The organism is Pseudomonas sp. NPDC090752 (assembly GCF_055584805.1).
The window spans coordinates 152072-170928 of sequence record NZ_JBVJLI010000010.1; the positions used below are offsets into that span (position 1 = coordinate 152072).

General features: G+C 62.4%; 21 protein-coding genes. 11 read left to right on the plus strand and 10 right to left on the minus strand.

The features are described 5' to 3' along the window. Positions 1 to 59: 59 nt before the first annotated feature. Together ACZ6YA_RS15470 and ACZ6YA_RS15475 are read right to left on the minus strand one after the other, a co-directional pair. On the minus strand, positions 60 to 2117 hold the full coding sequence (locus ACZ6YA_RS15470; protein ID WP_465897982.1) for an LTA synthase family protein: 2058 nt from the start codon (positions 2115 to 2117) through the stop codon (positions 60 to 62). Between the two features lie 149 nt (positions 2118 to 2266). Further along, positions 2267 to 2461: a PLDc N-terminal domain-containing protein gene (locus tag ACZ6YA_RS15475; RefSeq protein ID WP_465897983.1), complete on the minus strand. Its 195-nt coding sequence runs from the start codon at positions 2459 to 2461 to the stop codon at positions 2267 to 2269. A gap of 127 nt (positions 2462 to 2588) precedes the next feature. Between ACZ6YA_RS15475 and ACZ6YA_RS15480 the strand changes: the two genes are divergently transcribed. Further along, on the plus strand, positions 2589 to 3527 hold the full coding sequence (locus ACZ6YA_RS15480; protein ID WP_465897984.1) for a ZIP family metal transporter: 939 nt from the start codon (positions 2589 to 2591) through the stop codon (positions 3525 to 3527). Positions 3528 to 3582: 55 nt separating this feature from the next. Here ACZ6YA_RS15480 and ACZ6YA_RS15485 read toward each other — a convergent pair whose 3' ends face one another. Both ACZ6YA_RS15485 and ACZ6YA_RS15490 read right to left on the minus strand, forming a co-directional pair. Next, positions 3583 to 4113 (minus strand): hypothetical protein, encoded by a 531-nt coding sequence (locus ACZ6YA_RS15485; protein ID WP_465897986.1) that lies wholly within the window; start codon positions 4111 to 4113, stop codon positions 3583 to 3585. Positions 4114 to 4173: 60 nt separating this feature from the next. Continuing rightward, positions 4174 to 4698 (minus strand): ankyrin repeat domain-containing protein, encoded by a 525-nt coding sequence (locus ACZ6YA_RS15490; RefSeq protein WP_465897987.1) that lies wholly within the window; start codon positions 4696 to 4698, stop codon positions 4174 to 4176. Between the two features lie 267 nt (positions 4699 to 4965). On the opposite strand from ACZ6YA_RS15490, the gene ACZ6YA_RS15495 reads away from it, so the two are divergent. Then, the gene (locus ACZ6YA_RS15495; protein WP_027596016.1) at positions 4966 to 5238 is read left to right on the plus strand and encodes a DUF3509 domain-containing protein; all 273 of its coding nucleotides are present in this window, start codon (positions 4966 to 4968) and stop codon (positions 5236 to 5238) included. Positions 5239 to 5327: 89 nt separating this feature from the next. On the opposite strand, the gene ACZ6YA_RS15500 is transcribed toward ACZ6YA_RS15495, so the two are convergent. From ACZ6YA_RS15500 to aroC, 3 genes are all read right to left on the minus strand, one after another. Beyond that, positions 5328 to 5864, minus strand: coding sequence for an oxidase (locus ACZ6YA_RS15500; RefSeq protein ID WP_465897988.1), 537 nt, complete (start codon positions 5862 to 5864; stop codon positions 5328 to 5330). Further along, positions 5864 to 7018 (minus strand): MFS transporter, encoded by a 1155-nt coding sequence (locus tag ACZ6YA_RS15505; RefSeq protein WP_465897990.1) that lies wholly within the window; start codon positions 7016 to 7018, stop codon positions 5864 to 5866. The genes ACZ6YA_RS15500 and ACZ6YA_RS15505 overlap by 1 nt, the downstream gene beginning before the upstream one ends. Positions 7019 to 7168: 150 nt before the next feature. Next, entirely contained in the window at positions 7169 to 8260 is a 1092-nt protein-coding gene (aroC, locus tag ACZ6YA_RS15510) for a chorismate synthase (protein WP_465897991.1), read from the minus strand. A 145-nt stretch (positions 8261 to 8405) separates the two neighbouring features. Here aroC and ACZ6YA_RS15515 point away from each other — a divergent pair, with 145 nt between their 5' ends. Continuing rightward, a complete protein-coding gene (locus ACZ6YA_RS15515) occupies positions 8406 to 9365 on the plus strand; it encodes an alpha/beta hydrolase (RefSeq protein ID WP_465897992.1) in 960 nt (319 codons plus the stop codon). 80 nt (positions 9366 to 9445) lie between these two features. Continuing rightward, positions 9446 to 10234, plus strand: coding sequence for a hypothetical protein (locus ACZ6YA_RS15520; RefSeq protein ID WP_465897993.1), 789 nt, complete (start codon positions 9446 to 9448; stop codon positions 10232 to 10234). A 110-nt stretch (positions 10235 to 10344) separates the two neighbouring features. Here ACZ6YA_RS15520 and prmB read toward each other — a convergent pair whose 3' ends face one another. Further along, the gene (prmB, locus tag ACZ6YA_RS15525; RefSeq protein ID WP_465897994.1) at positions 10345 to 11253 is read right to left on the minus strand and encodes a 50S ribosomal protein L3 N(5)-glutamine methyltransferase; all 909 of its coding nucleotides are present in this window, start codon (positions 11251 to 11253) and stop codon (positions 10345 to 10347) included. Positions 11254 to 11432: 179 nt separating this feature from the next. Here prmB and ACZ6YA_RS15530 point away from each other — a divergent pair, with 179 nt between their 5' ends. From ACZ6YA_RS15530 to ACZ6YA_RS15550, 5 genes are all read left to right on the plus strand, one after another. After that, complete coding sequence (locus ACZ6YA_RS15530) at positions 11433 to 12023, plus strand: cysteine hydrolase family protein (protein WP_465897995.1); 591 nt, start codon at positions 11433 to 11435, stop codon at positions 12021 to 12023. A gap of 89 nt (positions 12024 to 12112) precedes the next feature. Beyond that, positions 12113 to 12433, plus strand: a complete 321-nt coding sequence (locus ACZ6YA_RS15535; protein WP_465897996.1) for a hypothetical protein — start codon at positions 12113 to 12115, stop codon at positions 12431 to 12433. A gap of 71 nt (positions 12434 to 12504) precedes the next feature. After that, positions 12505 to 13065, plus strand: coding sequence for a Smr/MutS family protein (locus ACZ6YA_RS15540; protein ID WP_465897997.1), 561 nt, complete (start codon positions 12505 to 12507; stop codon positions 13063 to 13065). Positions 13066 to 13135: 70 nt separating this feature from the next. After that, on the plus strand, positions 13136 to 13681 hold the full coding sequence (gene folE / locus ACZ6YA_RS15545) for a GTP cyclohydrolase I FolE (RefSeq protein WP_008093613.1): 546 nt from the start codon (positions 13136 to 13138) through the stop codon (positions 13679 to 13681). A gap of 58 nt (positions 13682 to 13739) precedes the next feature. Further along, positions 13740 to 14105: a glutathione S-transferase N-terminal domain-containing protein gene (locus tag ACZ6YA_RS15550; RefSeq protein WP_465897998.1), complete on the plus strand. Its 366-nt coding sequence runs from the start codon at positions 13740 to 13742 to the stop codon at positions 14103 to 14105. Positions 14106 to 14219: 114 nt separating this feature from the next. Here ACZ6YA_RS15550 and ACZ6YA_RS15555 read toward each other — a convergent pair whose 3' ends face one another. Beyond that, on the minus strand, positions 14220 to 14822 hold the full coding sequence (locus ACZ6YA_RS15555; RefSeq protein WP_465897999.1) for a glutathione S-transferase family protein: 603 nt from the start codon (positions 14820 to 14822) through the stop codon (positions 14220 to 14222). 143 nt (positions 14823 to 14965) lie between these two features. On the opposite strand from ACZ6YA_RS15555, the gene ACZ6YA_RS15560 reads away from it, so the two are divergent. Continuing rightward, positions 14966 to 16156: a benzoate/H(+) symporter BenE family transporter gene (locus ACZ6YA_RS15560; protein ID WP_465898000.1), complete on the plus strand. Its 1191-nt coding sequence runs from the start codon at positions 14966 to 14968 to the stop codon at positions 16154 to 16156. A gap of 8 nt (positions 16157 to 16164) precedes the next feature. On the opposite strand, the gene ACZ6YA_RS15565 is transcribed toward ACZ6YA_RS15560, so the two are convergent. Continuing rightward, positions 16165 to 17292 (minus strand): GNAT family N-acetyltransferase, encoded by a 1128-nt coding sequence (locus ACZ6YA_RS15565; protein ID WP_465898001.1) that lies wholly within the window; start codon positions 17290 to 17292, stop codon positions 16165 to 16167. 261 nt (positions 17293 to 17553) lie between these two features. Here ACZ6YA_RS15565 and ACZ6YA_RS15570 point away from each other — a divergent pair, with 261 nt between their 5' ends. Further along, positions 17554 to 18798: a putative porin gene (locus ACZ6YA_RS15570; RefSeq protein WP_400795578.1), complete on the plus strand. Its 1245-nt coding sequence runs from the start codon at positions 17554 to 17556 to the stop codon at positions 18796 to 18798. Positions 18799 to 18857: the final 59 nt, after the last annotated feature.

The window sequence follows — 18857 nt, forward strand, 5'->3', positions numbered from 1 at the left end:
GCTTGACCGTGGGCCGGGGGATTTGTTCAGTCCGATCCGGCCCAGGGCGGGTTATCGCGTTAGTCCTTTGGCGTGCCGTGGACGACGCCGGCGGTGTTATCCAGCAGGCTCTTGGTCGCCGTCTGGATGTAGGCCTCGAGTTTCTTGAGCATCTCTGGCTGGTCCGGGCTTTCGATCAGCTCGGCCTTGAACTCGCTGCCCAGCTGGTAGCGGTAAAGGCGCGGGCTCATGTCCTTGGATTCGATGAGGATGCGGTCGCCCTGCACCAGGCCGACGATCTGCTCGCTGCCCGACGGTTTGATCATGCCTACGCCCTGGTCGCCCTCAGGCAGGTTGAGCAGGTCACGGCCCCAGCACTGGTGACGCGCCTGGCCACCGAGACGGCCCATGATGGTTGGCACGATGTCGACCTGGGTACCGACCGTGTGGTCGACCGCGCCGAACTTCTCCTGGATGCCGGGTGCGATCAGCAGCAACGGCACATTGAAGCGGCCCAGGTCGAGTTCGGTGACCTGCTGGTGGTTGCCGAAGCCGTGGTCGCCGACGATGACGAACAGGGTGTCCTTGAAGTATGGCTCCTTGCGGGCCTTCTCGAAGAACTGGCCCAGCGCCCAGTCGGAGTAACGCATGGCGGTCAGGTGTTCGTCCAGGCGGCCTTGGCCGGTGACTTTCTCGACCGGCAGGTCCTTGGGCAGGGCATACGGTGTGTGGTTGGACAGTGTCTGCAGCAGTGCGTAGATCGGCTTCTTGCCATCATGCTTGGCCAGCTCTTCGTTGCCGCGATCGAACATGTCCTGGTCGGACACACCCCAGGTCGGGTCGGAGAACACCGGGTTGACGAAATCGTTACGGCCGATGAAGGTGGTCATGCCCTGGTTGCCGAAGAAGCCGGACTGGTTGTCCCAGGCGAAATCGCCGTTGTAGACGTACACATCGTCGTAGTCGCGGGCGCTGAGCAGCGCTGGCAAGCCGGACAGCTTGTGGCCGCCTTCGGGGGTCTGCATCAGGTATTCGAAGCCCGGCAGATTGGGGAAGCAGGCCATGGTGGCGAACATGCCCTGGTGGGTGTGCGTGCCGTTGGAGAAGAAGCGGTCGAACAGCAGGCCCTCTTTTGCCAGCTTGTCGAAGTACGGGGTGATGTTGTTCGGGCTGCCCAGGGCACCGACCGAATGGCCGGCGAAGCTCTCCATGAGGATCACCACGACGTTCTTGACCAGCAGCGTGCGTTCGGCCGGGGGCACGAAATCACGGCGCACGGCAGCTTCGTCGGCGTCGACCAGGGTGTCATGCGGGGTCAGCAACTGTTCACGCACGGTCTGGGTGGCCAGGTTTTGCTCCAGTACCGGCTTCCAGATGTTGGCGCGGTCCTCGCCGAAACGGCTCTTGGCCGCGTCGATCAGGGTCAGGGTACCGTTCAGGCCCAGCTGGTTGACGAAATTGGAATCGGTGGTGAAGGCATCACCCCAACGCATCGGTGGCCCCTGGCGCAGCGTGCCACGGGCGGCGACCACGGCCACCAACAGGATCACCATGAACACCGCCAGGCGGTGGTACCACGGCGCCACGCGTTGCTGGCCATTGCCGCGGGTCAGCCGGTCGATGCCTTTGAACAGCAGGCTCAGCAACCAGGTGCCGAACAGCCAAGCCAACAGGTAGCGGACCACCGGGAAGCCGTACCAGAGCATGCTCATGACGGTCTTCGGGTCTTCCTTGATGTACTGGAAGACCAGGCCGTTGAGGCGCTGGTGGAATTCGCGGTAGAAGTCCAGCTCCATCAGGCCGAGGAACATCACGATGCTCGAAGTGATGGTCAGCCAGAAGCGAAACAGGCCGCGCTGGGCCATGGCCCAAGGGCTGAGAATTGCCAGCAGCAGCGGAATGCTCAGGTACACCACCACCCGCAGGTCGAAGCGCAAACCGTTGAGGAAGCCTTCGGCGACCGTCGAGTAAGGGGTGTCGCCGATCATGTCGCTGTTGTAGACCAGCAGCGCCAGGCGTACCAGGCTGAGCATCAACATGATCACCAGGCCGCTGAGCAGCGTGTAGGCCAGGTGCGATTTCAAGGTCGGCGTAAAAGCTCGCGCGCCCTGTTGCTTCAAGGCATCCGTGTTAGCCATGAATGGAGAGGTCCTAGGATTGCGTGATTGCGGGGATGGCGCCGGTGCTAGACCAACGCAGCATTGTGCGGGTGCGGATTCTGTTTAAACCAATGTGAAAATTTTGTCACGAGGCTGTTGCCGATTTTGTCAGTGCCGGCAAAATGCCCCTATCCGATCCGCACATTGCCCCTGGGCCCGGCAATTGCCCATATCACCAGTCCGATCACCGGCAGCAGGGCGATCAGCAGAATCCACAGCACCTTGATCCCGACCTCCCGGCCGCTCTTGATCACATTGAGGATCGCCCAGATATCCAGGGCCAGGATGATCAGGCCGACCAGCCCATTAAATGTGGAACCCATCGCCAAAACTCCCGTTGAGCGTGCATGCTGCACAGCATAGTCAGCTATCACGTCGATAGAAGGGAATCCTTGGCGTGCCCGGCAGGTCACTGGATAGACTGCTGCTATCCATCGATTCGAGGTTCGCATGCCCCCAACCCACACCCAAAGCGCCGCTCCACCCTCGTTGCTGAGCGCCTGGCGGCAACAGGTGGTGAACACCCCATGGCTCAGCGCGGGCCTGGGGGTGAGCCTGCTGGCGGTCATCGTGCTGCTGGCGGCGAGCTTCTGGAATGCCATCAACGGCGACCATGCCGACAACCTGCATCTGGCGCTGCTCGGCGGCCTGTCCGGGTTTGGCGCGACAGCGCTGGGCGCGGTGCTGGCCGTGATACTGCGCGATGTCAGCGCGCGCAGCCAGGATGTGATGCTGGGCTTTGCCGCCGGAATGATGCTCGCGGCCAGTTCATTCTCGCTGATCTTGCCAGGGCTGGATGCGGCCCGCGAGATCACCGGCAACGGCCCGGCCGCTGCCTTTACCGTGGTGTTGGGCATGGGCCTGGGCGTGCTGCTGATGCTGGGCCTCGACCGCTTTACCCCACACGAACATGAAAGCACCGGGCCCTGCGGCCCCGAATCGGAGCGCATCAGCCGGGTGTGGCTGTTTGTGCTGGCGATCACCTTGCACAACCTGCCTGAGGGCATGGCCATTGGCGTGAGCTTCGCCAATGGCGACATGAACATCGGCTTGCCGCTGACCAGCGCGATTGCCATCCAGGACATCCCCGAAGGCCTGGCCGTAGCCCTGGCCTTGCGTGCCACCGGGTTGTCGAACTTCAAGGCGGCGCTGGTGGCGATCGGCTCAGGCCTGATGGAGCCACTGGGGGCGGTGATCGGCCTGGGAATTTCCACCGGTTTTGCCCTGGCCTATCCGATCAGCATGGGCTTGGCGGCGGGAGCGATGATTTTCGTGGTGTCGCACGAGGTGATTCCCGAGACCCATCGCAATGGCCACCAGACGGCGGCGACACTGGGGTTGATGGGCGGGTTTGCGGTGATGATGTTTCTGGATACTGCGCTGGGTTGAAATTATCGTTTGCCTGGGCCGCCCGCGAAGAGGCCGGCCAAGACAAACGATCACATCAGATGTGAACCGCGACCTTCAGCGCTTCCAAAGCCGGCTCCACCTTGATCCCCAGCTCAGCCCCCAACTCCAACACCCGCGCCAGGTCATTCTGGCCAACCATCACCACCTGCAGCTCATCATCGAGCAACTGGCTGAAGTTGAGCAGCACATAGCCACCGGCCTCTTTATTCAAGGCGCCCATCTGCACCTGGATACGGTTCAGCGCCGTCAGCGGCTCGGTCCGCGCCAGCTGCTTGGGCTTGAGAGTGAACGGCACGCTCTTGTCGAACGAGTCGCTGATCTGCTGGAACAGTTCCTGATAGTTGTCAGCCTGGAATACCACGGTATCCGGCAGGCTGCCGAGCACCACCCACTCGCCCAACGGGATCGGGAAGCTGTCGTCGTAGTTGATGTCCGGGTTGGCGGCGAGGAAGGCAGCGGGGTCGGCGTAGGCCTGGGCGGCCTCGTCGGCGATGCGCTCGATGTCTTCATCACGCATGCAGCCGGCAGCGATGAGGCTGATGAATTCGAGCAACTGGTTTTTCATGTGAGGGGGCCTGCGGCGGGTGAAAAGTCGCCAAGGATAGCCGCAAACGCCCCAACACGGTTAGCCGGCCAGCGCCTGCAGGCGTGCTGCGGTATCCGCCGCGCCCATGGTCTGGGCAGCCATCAACGCAGTGGCGCCGCGGGCATCCTGGCGTGCCGGGTCAGCGCCCTGGGCCAGCAGGTAATCGAGTATCTCGCAACGGTTGAACATGGCCGCCAGCATCAGCGCGGTACGCCCGTCCTGGGCGGCGGCATCCACTGGCACGCCGTTTTCCAACAGCAGGCGAATCATCGCAAGATCACCCTTGAACGCCGCCCCAGCAATTGGCAGTTGACCGTTGTCATTGGCGATCAACGGGTCGGCGCCATGGGCCAACAGCACGTGCACGGCTTCGAAGTGGCCGTGGTAGCTTGCCAACATCAACAGCGTGTCACCCTTGTGATTACGCAAGTTAGGAGGAAGGCCACTGACCAGCAACCGTTCGAGCATCTGGGCATCGCCTTGACGAGCTCGCTCGAAGACCTGCTCCGCAAAGGCGGCGGTTTCTTCATCGGTCATGGCGGCGGGTGCTGTTTGATCGGACATCAGGAACCTCCTGGCAGAAAATAGTGCCCAAGTGTTCGTCAGGCATGCTCAGCAGGTCAAAGGTTCAGAATCTATGGGGCCGATAGGTACAACCGGACTCGTGCATATTGCACTGTGCAAAATGCACGACCATGCAGCCTGCACGACATCGCTTTCTAAAAAACTACTCAACTCATTGAATTTAAAAGAATTTTTTACCAGTAAAGGATTGGCACGGTCACTGCAACCTTCAACTCACGTCTGCCCACACAACAGTCAGGAGTTGATATGGACCTCATTCAGGAAAAGTTCGTCTCGGTGTTTTCGGCCTACCAGGTCGCTACCCAGCCTCGCCCCGATGGCGGTGTCCTGCTGACCCTGCGCGCCGCTGACGGCAAGGTTACCCGCCGCGTGCTGACCTACGGGCAATTGCACAGCGCCGAGCAGCTGTCCTGGGCGATCAGCGCCATTCGCCGAGATTTGGCTGAACAAGCCAGTGAGCTTCCAGTGATTTCGATGTTGCAGAGTCAGCAGCGCTTTGCCCTGCCGACTTATCGCTGAGTTTTGTCTGCACCGGCTACTGCAGGTACGGTACTGCATTGCCCATAGGGATGGCGGGGTACCGATACCTGCAGAAGCCGGAGCGGACACTAGAGTTCGTCAAGTCCCGCGTATAAGCGAGCACTGTCATCACCCGTAAACTTGGCTTCTACGCCATGCTCAGTGGCAAATGTACGCAATGCCAGGCAGAACGGATTGTCCCCAAGCTCCACCCAGCGCCGGCTGCCTGCCGGAATTGCCAGCTGGTCGCCCTTCTCGCACAACACCGTATAGACATAGCCGCCCAGGCGTAGGCCGATTTGGGCGCGGCCTGTGACGACGGCGAACACCTCTTCAGCATCGTGCGTATGCTCATCGCGCAGATCCATCTGTGCTGGGTCGGCACCTTCGCGATTGAGCAAGGTGAAGGTAGCGCTGCCATGTGCGGTCATCAGTTGATCGAGGTGCTCACGGCAAACCTCAAGCACCTCCTCTTGGCTGCTACCCGGACGCACCCGCAGTTCGAGCGGCTTGTGAACGAACGCTACGCCCTGCTCGGCCAAGGTCGTGGCGATATCGTCATGGTGGGTCAGCACCTTGTTCGGCAAGGCCGGGCTCGACGGGTGGAAAACACAGAGAATGCTCATCAGCGGCGGGTCCTGATCGATTTCGAACGAGTGGCAATGATAACGGCTGCTGCCAGTGCTGCGGCGCTGGCCATACCAAAGGTGAAGGCCGGCCCCAGCAGATTCCAGCTGTAGCCCGAATACAACGCTCCAAGCGCTCCGCCGGTACCCGACAACGCCGCATACAGGGCCTGGCCCTGCCCTTGCTGACGGGCACCGAAACTGGCCTGGACGAAGGCAATGGACGCGGCGTGGAAGCAGCCGAACGTGGCCGCATGCAACACTTGGGCAAGGATCAGCACACCGGATTGGTCAGCCAGAGTGCCCAGCAACAACCAGCGCAGCGCGGCCAGCAGGAAGCTGGCCAGCAACACCTGCTGCACGCTGAAGCGCGCGAAAATGCGGCTCATGGCCATGAACATCAGCACTTCGGCCACCACCCCCAACGCCCATAGCAGGCCGATGGCGCCACGGCTGTAGCCCAGGTGTTCCAGATGCAAGGTCAGGAAGGTGTAATACGGTCCGTGGCTGAGCTGCATCAAGGCAACGCAAATGTAGAAGGCGACTACGCCAGGGACCATCAGTTGACGCAGGAAGCCGCCCGCCTCGCGACGCTCGCCCTGCTCCACCGGCTGGGCATTGGGCACCCACAGGCTGGCGGCGACGATGCCGGCCATGATGGTCACCAGCGCCACCGGGTAGATATCCAGGCTCAGCCACTCGAACAGGCGCCCCAGGCCGACCACGGTGAGGATGAAACCAATCGAGCCCCAGAGCCGTACTTGGCTGTAGCGCGACGTCTGGCCATGCAGGTGGGCCAGGGTGATGACCTCGAATTGCGGCAGCACCGCATGCCAGAAGAAGGCGTGCAAGGCCATTACCAGCGCCAGCCAGGCGTAGCTCTTGCCGAAGAAGATCAGCGAAAAGGTAGCCAGGGTCGACAGTGCCCCCAAGCGAACGATCAACAGCCGCTGGCCGCTGCGGTCACCCAGCCAGCCCCACAGGTTGGGGGCGATGCAGCGCATCAGCATGGGGATGGCCACCAGCTCGCCGATACGCGCGGGTGGGAAACCGAGGTGATCGAAATAGAGGGCGAGGAATGGGGCGGTCGAGCCTAGCAGGGCGAAGTAGAAGAGGTAGAAGCTGGACAGGCGCCAGTAGGGGATCGGGGGCATGGGAGGGCCTTTTGGGGTGCCTGAGCCGGACTCTTCGCGGGCGGTCCGACGCCTCGGCGAGCCCGCTCCCACAATTTCACCACAGCTCTTGAGCTTTGTGATGATCCTGTGGGAGCGGGCTTGCCCCGCGAATGGCCCGGCACTGTCGGATCAGAGCTGGCCCAGCACCGGGGTAACGACCTTCACCTCGGCATTCTGCGCCCGGTGACGCAACAGGTGGTCCATCAGCACGATAGCCATCATCGCCTCGGCGATCGGCGTGGCGCGGATCCCCACGCACGGGTCGTGGCGGCCTTTGGTGATCACTTCGACCGGGTTGCCGTCAACGTCGATCGAGCGGCCCGGCACGGTGATGCTGGAGGTCGGCTTCAGCGCCAGGTGGGCGACGATCGGCTGGCCCGAGCTGATACCACCCAGAATGCCGCCGGCGTTGTTGCTGAGGAAGCCTTCCGGGGTCAGTTCGTCACGGTGCTCGCTGCCACGCTGGGCGATGCTGGCGAAGCCTGCGCCGATTTCCACACCCTTGACCGCGTTGATGCTCATCAGCGCGTGCGCAAGCTCTGCGTCCAGGCGGTCGAAGATCGGCTCACCCAGGCCCGGCATCACACCTTCGGCAACCACGGTGATCTTCGCCCCGACCGAGTCCTGGTCACGGCGCAGCTGGTCCATGTAGGCCTCAAGCTCCGGCACCTTGGCAGGATCCGGGCTGAAGAATGCGTTGTCTTCCACCGAGTCCCAGGTCTTGAACGGGATTTCAATCGGACCCAGCTGGCTCATGTAGCCGCGCACCCGGATGCCCTGGGTAGCCAGGTACTTCTTGGCGATGGCGCCGGCCGCCACACGCATGGCAGTTTCGCGGGCCGAGCTGCGGCCACCGCCACGGTAATCGCGGGTACCGTACTTGTGGTGGTAGGTGTAGTCGGCGTGGGCCGGGCGGAACAGGTCCTTGATCGCCGAGTAGTCCTTGGACTTCTGGTCGGTGTTGCGGATCAGCAGGCCGATCGAGCAGCCGGTGGTGCGCCCTTCGAACACACCGGAGAGAATCTCCACTTCATCCGGTTCCTGGCGCTGGGTGGTGTGCCGGCTGGTGCCAGGCTTGCGCCGATCGAGGTCATGCTGCAGGTCGTCGAGCGAGATTTCCAGGCCCGGTGGGCAGCCATCGACAATGGCGACCAACGCCGGGCCATGGCTTTCGCCAGCGGTGGTGACAGTGAACAGCTTGCCGTAGGTATTGCCGGACATGGACGCTCCGCGAGTCTGCCTGAGGTGAACGAGGCGGCCAGTATACGGAAAATTTCACCCGGGTTGCTCGCCTGTACAGGCGAGTTTGCCGAACCTTCCCGTAAACACTGGGTCAAACCGACATCTCCCCATGTAGTACCGCCAGATGTCGCGCCTTGTCGCCCTGCTCTTTCTGCTTTGCACCGGCCTGGCCCAGGCCGCTGCACCAACCGTGTTGCAACGCCCTATCGACCTGGACACCGGCCAGGGGGTGCTGCACGGCAGCCTGCTGCTCCCGCAACAGGCCACTCCACCTCCGGTGGTGTTGATCATTGCCGGCTCCGGCCCCACCGACCGCGATGGCAACAACCCGGCCTCGGGGCGCATCGACAACCTCAAGCGCCTGGCCCTGCTGCTGGCCAACGAGCACATCGCCAGCGTGCGGTATGACAAGCGCGGCGTGGCCGCCAGCCTGCCGGCCACACCCGATGAACGCAACTTGAGCGTCGAGCGCTACGTTGCCGACGTGGTGGCCTGGGGCCGCAAGCTCAAGGCTGATCCGCGCTTCGGCCCGCTGATTCTGGTCGGCCACAGCGAAGGCGCGCTGATCGCCAGCCTGGCTGCCGAACAAGCGGGCGCCAGCGCGGTGATCAGCCTGGCTGGCAGCGGTCGGCCCATCGCCGATGTCGTGCGTGAACAACTGGCGCAACGCCTGCCATCGGCGCAACTGGCCCGTGGCAGCGCCCTGCTCGACCGCCTGCAAGCCGGGCAGACCACCCTGGATGTGCCCGCCCCGCTGCGCCAGGTGTTCCGCCCCAGCGTGCAACCGTACCTGATCTCGCTGTTCCGCCAGGACCCGGCCCAGGCCTTCGCTCGCCTGCCGATGCCTGCACTGATCGTCCAGGGCCGCAACGACATCCAGGTCGACGTGGCCGACGCCGAGCGCCTCAAGGCGGCCAAACCGGATGCCCAACTGGTGCTGATCGACGGCATGAACCACATGTTGCGTATCAGCCCCAAGGCCATGAGCCAACAACGCGAAAGCTACCTCAACCCGGAATTACCCCTGGCCCGCGAACTCGGCCAACGCCTGGTGACGTTCATTCATCAGCTGCCCTCTGCCTAAGGAGATCGCTGCTTTTTACCTCAGGTACTGATCGATACGGCCGATAAGCTCGGTATTGGCCAGTATTTGAGAACGCCGTGATGACCGATGCCCCCGTCGCCGTAGAGCCGGCCGAAGAGCCGCAAACCCCGGACAGCCCCGCGCTGCCGTGGGCCGACCTCGCTGTCGAACACTTCGAGCTGCTGCGCCTGGCGCCGCTGCCCACCGACCGCAACAGCGGGGCGCGGCCGCTGCGTTTCGTCGAGTTCGGCCATGCCGAGCGCAACGACAAGACCCACAGCCTGCTGCGCATGGAAATCCGCCTACCCGGGCAGAAAGTGCGCAAGGAACAGAACCTGTTGGATGTGCGTGTCGACCATGCCGAGCGCCTGGTGACGCTCGGCAGCGACAGTGGCCTGCAACTGGAGCCCCTGAACCGCGGCCTTGGCCGCTTCATGATGGCCCAGGCCGTGCAGTGGTTGCAGCGCAAGTGGTCGCACTATCGCGTCGAGGGGATGGCGCTGCCGAACAAGGATGCGCTGAACGAAGACACGCGCCTGCGTCGTGATCGCTTGATCAGCGCAATGGGACTCGAAGTCGAGTACGCCGACCCGCAGCACCTCAAAGGACGCACGGTCGAGGCCACGGTCGGCCAGCTCAAGGGCGGCTGGAACAGCGAGAAGGTGCAGCGCGTGGGCATCCTCGACGCTGCTGGAATGCTGCAGCAGGCCGAGCAAAATCTGCTGGAGAAGGAAGCGCAATTGCGCGAGCGCGATGAGCGGGTGGCCAAGTACCGGCGTGAAGACAGCGGTTTGCGTTTCACCATCACCTGCCTGGTGGCGTTTGCCGTATTCCAGGCCGGCCTACTGATCTGGATTGCTACTCGCTGAGTCCGCGGCGCCTGCTTCGCGGGCAAGCCCGCTCCCACAGATGCCCCACTGCTCTCTAGAACAGCGAAGTACCTTGTGTGAGCGGGCTTGCCCCGCGAATGGGCGTTAAGTCAGACCCGCGCCTTGAACAGTTCCTGGTGCTGCCGGCACTGCTCCGCCGTCAGCATGAACACGCCGTGCCCGCCGCGCTCGAACTCCAGCCAGGCAAAATCGACTTCGGGGTACAGCGCCTCGACATGCACCTGGCTGTTCCCTACCTCGACGATCAGCAGGCCCTTGTCGGTCAGGTGCTCAGCCGCCTCGGCAAGCATACGCCGAACCAGGTCGAGGCCATCGTTACCACAGGCCAGGCCCATCTCCGGTTCGTGGTGATACTCGGCCGGCATGTCGCCGAAGTCCTCGGCATCAACATAGGGCGGGTTGGACAGGATCAGGTCGAAACGCTGCCCCGGCAGGCCGGCGAAACCATCGCCCTGCACGGTGTACACGCGCTCGTCGAGGCCGTGGCGCTCGATGTTCTGATTGGCCACTTCAAGTGCCTCGAAAGACAGGTCGGCCAACACCACCTCAGCTTCGGGGAACACCTCGGCAGCGACGATACCGATGCAGCCGGAACCGGTGCACAGGTCGAGAATGCGCGCCGGCTCATTGGCCAGCCAAGGCTCGAAGCGCTTTTCGATCAGCTCGCCGATCGGCGAACGGGGCACCAGCACACGTTCGTCGACGATGAACGACATGCCACAGAACCACGCCTCGCCCAGCAGGTAGGCGGTTGGCACACGGTCTTCGATGCGGCGCTTGAGCAGGTGCTGCAGACGTACGCGCTCGTCATCCTCGAGCTGGCAGTCCAGGTAGCTGTCGGCCACCTCCCACGGCAGGTGCACGGCGCCCAACACCAGAAGGCGGGCTTCGTCCCAGGCATTGTCGGCGCCGTGGCCGAAGAACAACTCGTGCTCATGGAAGCGGCTGACCGCCCAGCGGATGTGGTCGCGCAACGTGCGCAGACGAGATGTGATCACGGGGTACTCCTAATTCAGACCATCCAAAAGTCTAACAGCCCGGACCGCACAATTGTTGCCGCGGATCTCCCGGCGGGTAGCCACAGGCCAGTAACTACGCTGGATGCGATGTCAACCATTCCCATTGGCGCCAAGGCAAGGGAGAATAGGGACACAAAAGCCCTTCCAAGGAGCCATTGATGTCCGTTCCAACCACGATGTTCCGCCTCACTGGCCGCGACTACCCGCCGGCCAAGCTGAGCCACGCCAGCCTGATCATCATCGATGCGCAAAAAGAGTACCTCAGTGGTCCCCTCGCGCTGTCAGGCATGGACGAGGCCGTGGCCAACATCGCCAGGTTGCTCGACGCCGCCCGCAAGGCCGGCCGTCCGATCATCCACGTCCGCCACCTCGGCACCGTCGGCGGGCGCTTCGACCCGCAGGGCGCAGCCGGTGAATTCATCCCGGGGCTGGAGCCTCGTGACGATGAAATCATCGTCGAAAAACGCATGCCCAACGCCTTCAAGAACACCAAACTGCATGAAACCCTGCAAGCGCTGGGTCACTTGGACCTGATCGTCTGCGGTTTCATGAGCCATTCCAGCGTCAGCACCACCGTGCGCCGGGCCAAGGACTATGGTTATCGTTGCACCCTGGTGGAAGACGCCTCGGCAACACGCGACCTGGCCCTGAAGGACCGAGTGATCCCCGCCGCGCAGATCCACGAATGCGAAATGGCCGTGATGGCCGACAACTTCGCCTGCGTTGCCCCGACCGCCAGCCTGATCTGAGCCTGGCCTATTGACGACCGCCCGGCAGCCGGGCGGAACCCAAAGTTGGGCCGCAGGTCGAATTCCGGATATCCACAGAGGAAATCGGAATGAAGCTCAAAGGCAGTTTCGACGCCAAGCGCCTGCGCCAGCGTGAACCACGCAACTGGGGTGCCCGCCTGGCCGCCGGCCTGTCGGCCCTGCTGGCAACGCTCGGCGTGTTACTGGCCATGGCCGGCTTTGCCGGGTTGCTCGGTAACTATTCGGCGTTTGCCGAACTTAATGCCAACCGTCCACTTGCCAGTATTCTCGCCGTGGTCGGGTTGCTGATGCTGTACTTCGGCGTGCGCTTCTGGCGGCGCAGCCGCATTCGCCTGCGTCGCGGGCGGGAGCTGAACCTATCGCCGCACCTGATGAGAAAGCATGACTGAAGCACTGGCAAGGACCGATGCTGACGTCATGGGGTTGATCGCGTAAACTACGCCGCCCCCGTGGAGGCATCATGCAAGACGACGATTTTTCCCTGTTCAGTGCCGAGGTGCGTGGCGTCAAGCCCATCAAGCACGACCGTGCCGAAGTCGGCAAACCCAAGGCCGACCGCAAGCAACTGGCCGGCCTGCGCCAGGCAGCGACCATACGCAGTGATCAAGCGCTGGTGATCGACGGCCTGTCCGATCAGTTCGTCATCGACGTGGGTGCCGAAGATGATCTGATGTGGCGCCGCGATGGCGTGCAGGAAAGTCAGATCCGCAAGCTCAAGCTCGGCCAGATCGCCTTCGAGGGCAGCCTCGACCTGCACGGCATGAGCGTAGAGAAAGCCCGCGAGACCCTTTGGGCCTTCATCGCCGAAGCCACACAGTTGGAAGTGCGCTGCGTACGCGTGACCCACGGCAAGGCCGCGCGCCTGGACGGCAAGCGCCCAATGATCAAGAGCCATGTCAACACCTGGCTACGCCAGCACCCGCAGGTGCTCGGTTTCACCTCCTGCCAGGCCCGCCACGGCGGCACCGGGGCAGTGTACGTGATGCTCAAACGGACCATGATGGAAGGCCGCGACGAATAACGCCGCGCTTGCAGCGCAGCCTTAGCCGCCGTAACCTTCGTTTTTGCGATTTTTTCTCACAGGTAGATACATGTCCCTGGAACAGAACTACACCGAGATCCTCAGCCAGATCGGCGAGGACGTCTCCCGTGAGGGCCTGCTCGACACGCCCAAGCGGGCTGCAAAGGCCATGAAGTACCTTTGCCGCGGTTATGAGCAGACGCTGGAAGAAGTGACCAACGGCGCGCTGTTCACCTCCGACAACAGCGAAATGGTGCTGGTCCGGGACATCGAGCTTTACTCGATGTGCGAACACCACATGCTGCCGTTCATCGGCAAGGCCCACGTCGCTTACCTGCCCAAGGGCAAGGTGTTGGGCCTGTCGAAGGTTGCGCGGATCGTCGACATGTACGCTCGCCGCCTGCAGATCCAGGAAAACCTCAGCCGCCAGATCGCCGAGGCCGTACAGCAAGTCACCGGCGCCGCAGGCGTGGCCGTGGTTATCGAAGCCAAGCACATGTGCATGATGATGCGCGGCGTGGAGAAGCAGAACTCGACCATGCTCACTTCGGTGATGCTCGGTGAATTCCGCGAAAATGCCGCGACCCGTAGCGAGTTCCTCAGCCTGATCAAGTGATCGGCGTGTGATCCCGAGCCGGCCCAGAGGGTCGGCTTTTTCATTTCAGGAGTTGCCCATGATCGTCAAAGCCTTGCGGGTCGGCCTCGGCCAGCTCATCGTGTTCGGCGACTGGATCAGTCGCCCGGCCAAGCGCAAGCGCGCTGCCGCCGCCCAGGCGCGTGTCGAGCAGGAGGCCAAGGGCCTCGCGCTGTACCAGTTCCATGCTTGCCCATTCTGCGTGAAAACCCGCCGCACCCTGCACCGCCTGAATGTGCCGGTAGCGCTGCGTGATGCCAAGAACGATGCGGTGCATCGCCAGGCGCTGCTTGAGGGTGGTGGACGGGTGAAAGTGCCGTGCCTGCGTATTGAAGAAGCAGGTGAAGTGACCTGGATGTATGAATCCAAGGCCATTATTGCCTACCTGGACAAGCGCTTCGCATAAGTCTGATTCGGCCTCTTCGCGGGGCAAGCCCGCTCCCACAGGTACACTACAACTCTCAAGCCCGGTGGTGTCTCTGTGGGAGCGGGCTTGCCCCGCGAAGAGGCCGATGCAGGCTCACTCAACCATCGGCACATGCCGAGGATGCGCGGCCACCCTCGCTAACCATGCCCTTACCCCAGGGTACTCGGCCAGATCAAACCCACCCTGATGCGCCACATGGGTGTACGCATACAACGCCACATCGGCAATCGAATATTGCTCCCCCACCAGGTACGGCGTCATCTGCAACTGCCGCTCCATCACCTTCAGCGCCTTGTAGCCGCCCTTGTGCAGCTTGCGGTATTCCTCCACGCGCTCGTCCGGCAAGCCCAGGTAGAACTGGATGAACCGCGCCACGGCAATGTACGGCTCATGGCTGTACTGCTCGAAAAACTGCCACTGCAGCACCTGGGTTCGCAGGCGCGGCTCGCTGGGAAGGTACTCGCTGCCATCGGCGAGGAAATTGAGGATGGCGTTGGATTCCCACAGGCAGGTACCGTCTTCCAACTTGAGCACCGGCACCTTGCCATTGGGGTTCATGGCCAGAAACTCGGTTGTTTCGGTCTCGCCCTTGAGTATGTCTACCGGGTGCCATTCATACGGTCGATCCAGCAAGCTCAACATCAGCTTGACCTTGTAGCAGTTGCCCGACTGGTAATCGCCATAGACCTTGTACATCGCCCCTCCCTCCCATGCAGTTGCGCAATCGTGCCCAATAGTTGGCGACTGTACGGCTAAAAGCAATGCCTGCTGTATGGCAAGGATCAAGCTTGCCCGCGTTAGTCTGAAAAAATGCTTACACATGGACAAGGACTTACCCCATGACCGATGCCACCTCCGCACGCCTGCGGCCCCTGGCAGACACCTCTCCGTCGGCGGTGGTCGCCGGCTTCATCGCCATGCTCACCGGCTACACCAGCTCGCTGGTGTTGATGTTCCAGGCCGGCCAGGCTGCGGGCCTGACCACCGCGCAGATCTCATCGTGGATCTGGGCCCTGTCGATCGGCATGGCAGTCTGCAGCATTGGCCTGTCGCTGCGTTATCGCACGCCGGTCACCGTGGCTTGGTCGACCCCTGGTGCGGCGCTGTTGATCACCAGCCTGGGCGGGGTTAGCTATGGCGAAGCAATAGGCGCCTACGTCACCTGTGCGGTGCTGGTGCTTATCTGTGGCCTGACCGGCAGCTTCGAGCGCCTGGTCAGACGTATCCCGGCCTCCCTGGCCTCGGCCTTGCTAGCCGGCATTCTGTTCAAGATCGGCAGTGAAATCTTCGTCGCCGCCCAGCACCGCACGTTACTGGTGCTGGGCATGTTCTTCAGCTACCTGCTGGTCAAGCGCCTGTCGCCGCGCTATTGCGTGCTGGCTGCACTGCTGGTGGGCACAGCGCTGTCCGGTGCCCTTGGCCTGTTGGACTTCAGCGGCTTCACGTTGCAGGTAGCCACGCCGGTATGGACTACGCCAAGCTTCTCACTGGCCGCTACCATCAGTATCGGCATCCCGCTGTTCGTGGTGGCGATGACCTCGCAAAACATGCCGGGCGTTGCCGTATTGAGGGCCGACGGCTATCAGGTGCCTGCCTCACCGCTGATCTCTGCGACCGGCTTTGCCTCGCTGTTGCTGGCACCGTTTGGTTCCCATGGGGTGAACCTGGCGGCGATCAGCGCGGCGATCTGCACTGGGCCGCATGCCCATGAGGACCCGAGCAAGCGTTATACCGCTGCCGTGTGGTGCGGGATCTTCTACGGTATTGCCGGCGTGTTCGGTGCCACCTTGGCCGCCCTGTTCGCCGCGCTGCCCAAGGAGTTGGTGCTGTCGATTGCAGCACTGGCGCTGTTCGGTTCGATCATGAACGGCCTGACCGTGGCCATGGGCGAGGCACGCGAGCGTGAGGCGGCGTTAATCACGTTCATGGTCACGGCGTCAGGGTTCACGCTGTTTTCGATCGGCTCGGCATTCTGGGGGATTGTCGCGGGAGTGCTGACTTTGCTGATCCTCAACCCGCGCAAAGCCTGAACACGCTGTCACTCCCGGCGATACGGCAGCATCTCCCGCGCCTGCTCGGCATACCCTTGCACCCCGGCCCGCTCCTGACGTAGAAAATTCTCTACCGCTTGCCGCAGGCCGGGGTGCAGCAAGTAATGCCACGACCGCGTCAGCACCGGTTCGAAACCACGAATCAACTTGTGCTCGCCCTGCGCACCGGCATCGAAACGCTGCAACCCTTCGGCAATGGCAAAGTCCATGCCCTGGTAGAAACAGGTCTCGAAGTGCAGCCGGTCGAATTCGTCCAGGCAGCCCCAGTAACGGCCAAACAGGCTGTCGCCGCCCACCAGACTCAGGGCCATGGCGACATCACGGCCACCCTGACGGGCCATCACCACACGCAGCGCTTCGGGCATGCGCTCGGCCAGCAGGCTGAAGAACTCACGGGTGAGGTACGGCGAACGCCTGCGCACGGCGTAGGTATTGGCGTAACACAGGTAGACGAAATCCCACTGCGCCTCATCCAGCTCATCGCCGCGGTACCAACGGAAGTCGATGCCCTGCCCCGCCACTTGCTCACGCTCCTTGCGCATCTGCTTGCGCTTGCGCGAGCTCAGGCTGTCGAGAAAGTCCTGAAAGTCCCGATAGCCACGATTGTGCCAGTGGTACTGGCAACCCAGGCGCTCCATCCAGCCCGGCAGCCCTGCCAGCTGGCTGTCCAATTGAGCGTCGGTGAAGTTGATGTGCGCTCCGGAAAGCCCGGCTTTGCTCAAGTATTCGGGCAAGGCCTGGAGCACCAGCAGCCCATCGGCCGGGTTCGCCGTAAGCAGGCGCGGGCCGCTGACCGGGCTGAACGGCACGGCGCCCAGCAGCTTGGGGTAATAGGCGATGCCGGCACGCTCGCAGGCGTCGGCCCAGCCGTGGTCGAACACGTATTCGCCATAGGAATGCCACTTGCGATACGCCGGCAACAACGCCCGCACCTGCCCGTCGCGCTCCAGCACCAGGTGCTCAGCCGCCCAGCCGGTGGCGGGGGCGACGCTGCCGCTGTCCTCCATGGCGCTGAGAAACGCATGGCGCAGGAACGGCTGGCCGGCAGGCACCAGGGCGTCCCAGGTCGCCGCTGGCAGGTCACGCAGATGGGCAAGGCTGTAGAGGCTGGTCACGGCTTCGGCTCAGGTTTCGAAGGCATCAGTATCAGGCAACAACCACCCCCCACTCAAATGACGAATGCCTGACTGATCCTTTTATTCTCAATTACTTAACCGCAGTGCCACTAATTAGACATTATTCTGTCATTCGCCCCCGCAATACTTGCGCCTGTTTTCCGGAACCCTAGAACCTGTCTATTCAGGCCCTTTCCGAAGACATGCCAACATGGGGGCGGGCGCTGAGCCTCCCCAATATTTTTCAGTAGGGAGAACCTTATGCGTCTTGTTTCTACACTTACCGGAGTGAGCCTCACCGGCATGATGCTGGCTCTGAGTACTCCGGCCAGTGCTGCTGTCGACGCCAAGCTGCTCGAAATGCTCCGCGCCAACGGCTCGATCAACCAGGCGCAGTACAACGAACTGCAAGGCGACCTGGCAAAAGAAACCAAGGAAAAGGCCGACCAGAAAGCTCAGTCCGAACGTATGAGCTCCTTCGAACAGAAAGTGGCATGGGCCGCCAAGACCCAGATCAAGGGTGATGTGCGCCTGCGTTACGAAGACGTCAACGTCGACGATCCAAACAGCAGCAGCGGCAACCAGGACCGTCAGCGCGTACGTGCCCGCGTCGGTTTCTACAGCGAGATCAACCCGCAAGTCGACGCTGGCGTGCGTATCGCTACCGGCAGCAGCGCCGACCGCCGTTCGACCAACCAGAGCTTCGACAACTACTTCGACAAGAAGTCGCTGTGGGTCGACCTGGCTTACCTGGACTGGCACCCAACCGCCATCCCTAACCTGCACCTGATCGGCGGCAAGATGCAGCAGCCTTGGGTGAGCATGGGCGACATCATCTGGGACAGCGACATCAACCCGGAAGGCGTTGCCGCCACCTACAAGGCTGACCTTGGTGGTGCCGAGGTGTTCGCCAGCGCTGGCCAGTACACCCTCAAGGACAACGTGGATGGCGACGGCGTGCAGTACAAGCACGACGCCCAGGTCTACCACGCACAGCTGGGTACCAAGTTCGCGCCGGTCGACGCGCTCAAGGTCACCGTGGGTGCGAGCATCTACGGCTACGACAACGACAAGGAAGCCGCCATTCTTCAGTCGTTCGGCAACACCACCAACGAGTTCAACCTGGTGGAAGGCTTCGGTCAGCTGGACTTCACCGGCTTTGCCATCCCACTGTCGGCGTACGGCCAATATGTGAAGAACACCGAGAGCACCGACGGCGAAGACCAGGCCTGGCTGGCCGGCCTGAAGACCAAGGTTGGCGCCTGGAGCCTGGATTACAACTACCGCGATGTGCAGCGTAACGCCGTGGTCAGCCTGTTCACCGACTCCGACTTCGGCAACGGCTTCACCGGTTCGCGCGGCCACAAGTTCAAGGTCGGTTACGAAATCGACAAGAACTTCTCGCTGGGTGCTGCCTACCTGATGGCCAAGACCGACCTGTCGCAATTGCCGAACAGCAATGCTGATGTAGACACGCTGCAGGTTGATCTGGAAGCCAAGTTCTAAGCTGTAGCTCCCCTGCGTTATTGAGGCGGGAAGCACCGACCCCATCCGGTGCTTTCCGC

Coding starts and splice junctions, on each gene's coding strand:
- ACZ6YA_RS15470 (WP_465897982.1), bottom strand. CDS start 2,117: ATGGCTAACACGGATGCCTTGAAGCAACAGGGCGCGCGAGCTTTTACG.
- ACZ6YA_RS15475 (WP_465897983.1), bottom strand. CDS start 2,461: ATGGGTTCCACATTTAATGGGCTGGTCGGCCTGATCATCCTGGCCCTG.
- ACZ6YA_RS15480 (WP_465897984.1), top strand. CDS start 2,589: ATGCCCCCAACCCACACCCAAAGCGCCGCTCCACCCTCGTTGCTGAGC.
- ACZ6YA_RS15485 (WP_465897986.1), bottom strand. CDS start 4,113: ATGAAAAACCAGTTGCTCGAATTCATCAGCCTCATCGCTGCCGGCTGC.
- ACZ6YA_RS15490 (WP_465897987.1), bottom strand. CDS start 4,698: ATGTCCGATCAAACAGCACCCGCCGCCATGACCGATGAAGAAACCGCC.
- ACZ6YA_RS15495 (WP_027596016.1), top strand. CDS start 4,966: ATGGACCTCATTCAGGAAAAGTTCGTCTCGGTGTTTTCGGCCTACCAG.
- ACZ6YA_RS15500 (WP_465897988.1), bottom strand. CDS start 5,864: ATGAGCATTCTCTGTGTTTTCCACCCGTCGAGCCCGGCCTTGCCGAAC.
- ACZ6YA_RS15505 (WP_465897990.1), bottom strand. CDS start 7,018: ATGCCCCCGATCCCCTACTGGCGCCTGTCCAGCTTCTACCTCTTCTAC.
- aroC (WP_465897991.1), bottom strand. CDS start 8,260: ATGTCCGGCAATACCTACGGCAAGCTGTTCACTGTCACCACCGCTGGC.
- ACZ6YA_RS15515 (WP_465897992.1), top strand. CDS start 8,406: ATGTCGCGCCTTGTCGCCCTGCTCTTTCTGCTTTGCACCGGCCTGGCC.
- ACZ6YA_RS15520 (WP_465897993.1), top strand. CDS start 9,446: ATGACCGATGCCCCCGTCGCCGTAGAGCCGGCCGAAGAGCCGCAAACC.
- ACZ6YA_RS15530 (WP_465897995.1), top strand. CDS start 11,433: ATGTCCGTTCCAACCACGATGTTCCGCCTCACTGGCCGCGACTACCCG.
- ACZ6YA_RS15535 (WP_465897996.1), top strand. CDS start 12,113: ATGAAGCTCAAAGGCAGTTTCGACGCCAAGCGCCTGCGCCAGCGTGAA.
- ACZ6YA_RS15540 (WP_465897997.1), top strand. CDS start 12,505: ATGCAAGACGACGATTTTTCCCTGTTCAGTGCCGAGGTGCGTGGCGTC.
- folE (WP_008093613.1), top strand. CDS start 13,136: ATGTCCCTGGAACAGAACTACACCGAGATCCTCAGCCAGATCGGCGAG.
- ACZ6YA_RS15550 (WP_465897998.1), top strand. CDS start 13,740: ATGATCGTCAAAGCCTTGCGGGTCGGCCTCGGCCAGCTCATCGTGTTC.
- ACZ6YA_RS15555 (WP_465897999.1), bottom strand. CDS start 14,822: ATGTACAAGGTCTATGGCGATTACCAGTCGGGCAACTGCTACAAGGTC.
- ACZ6YA_RS15560 (WP_465898000.1), top strand. CDS start 14,966: ATGACCGATGCCACCTCCGCACGCCTGCGGCCCCTGGCAGACACCTCT.
- ACZ6YA_RS15570 (WP_400795578.1), top strand. CDS start 17,554: ATGCGTCTTGTTTCTACACTTACCGGAGTGAGCCTCACCGGCATGATG.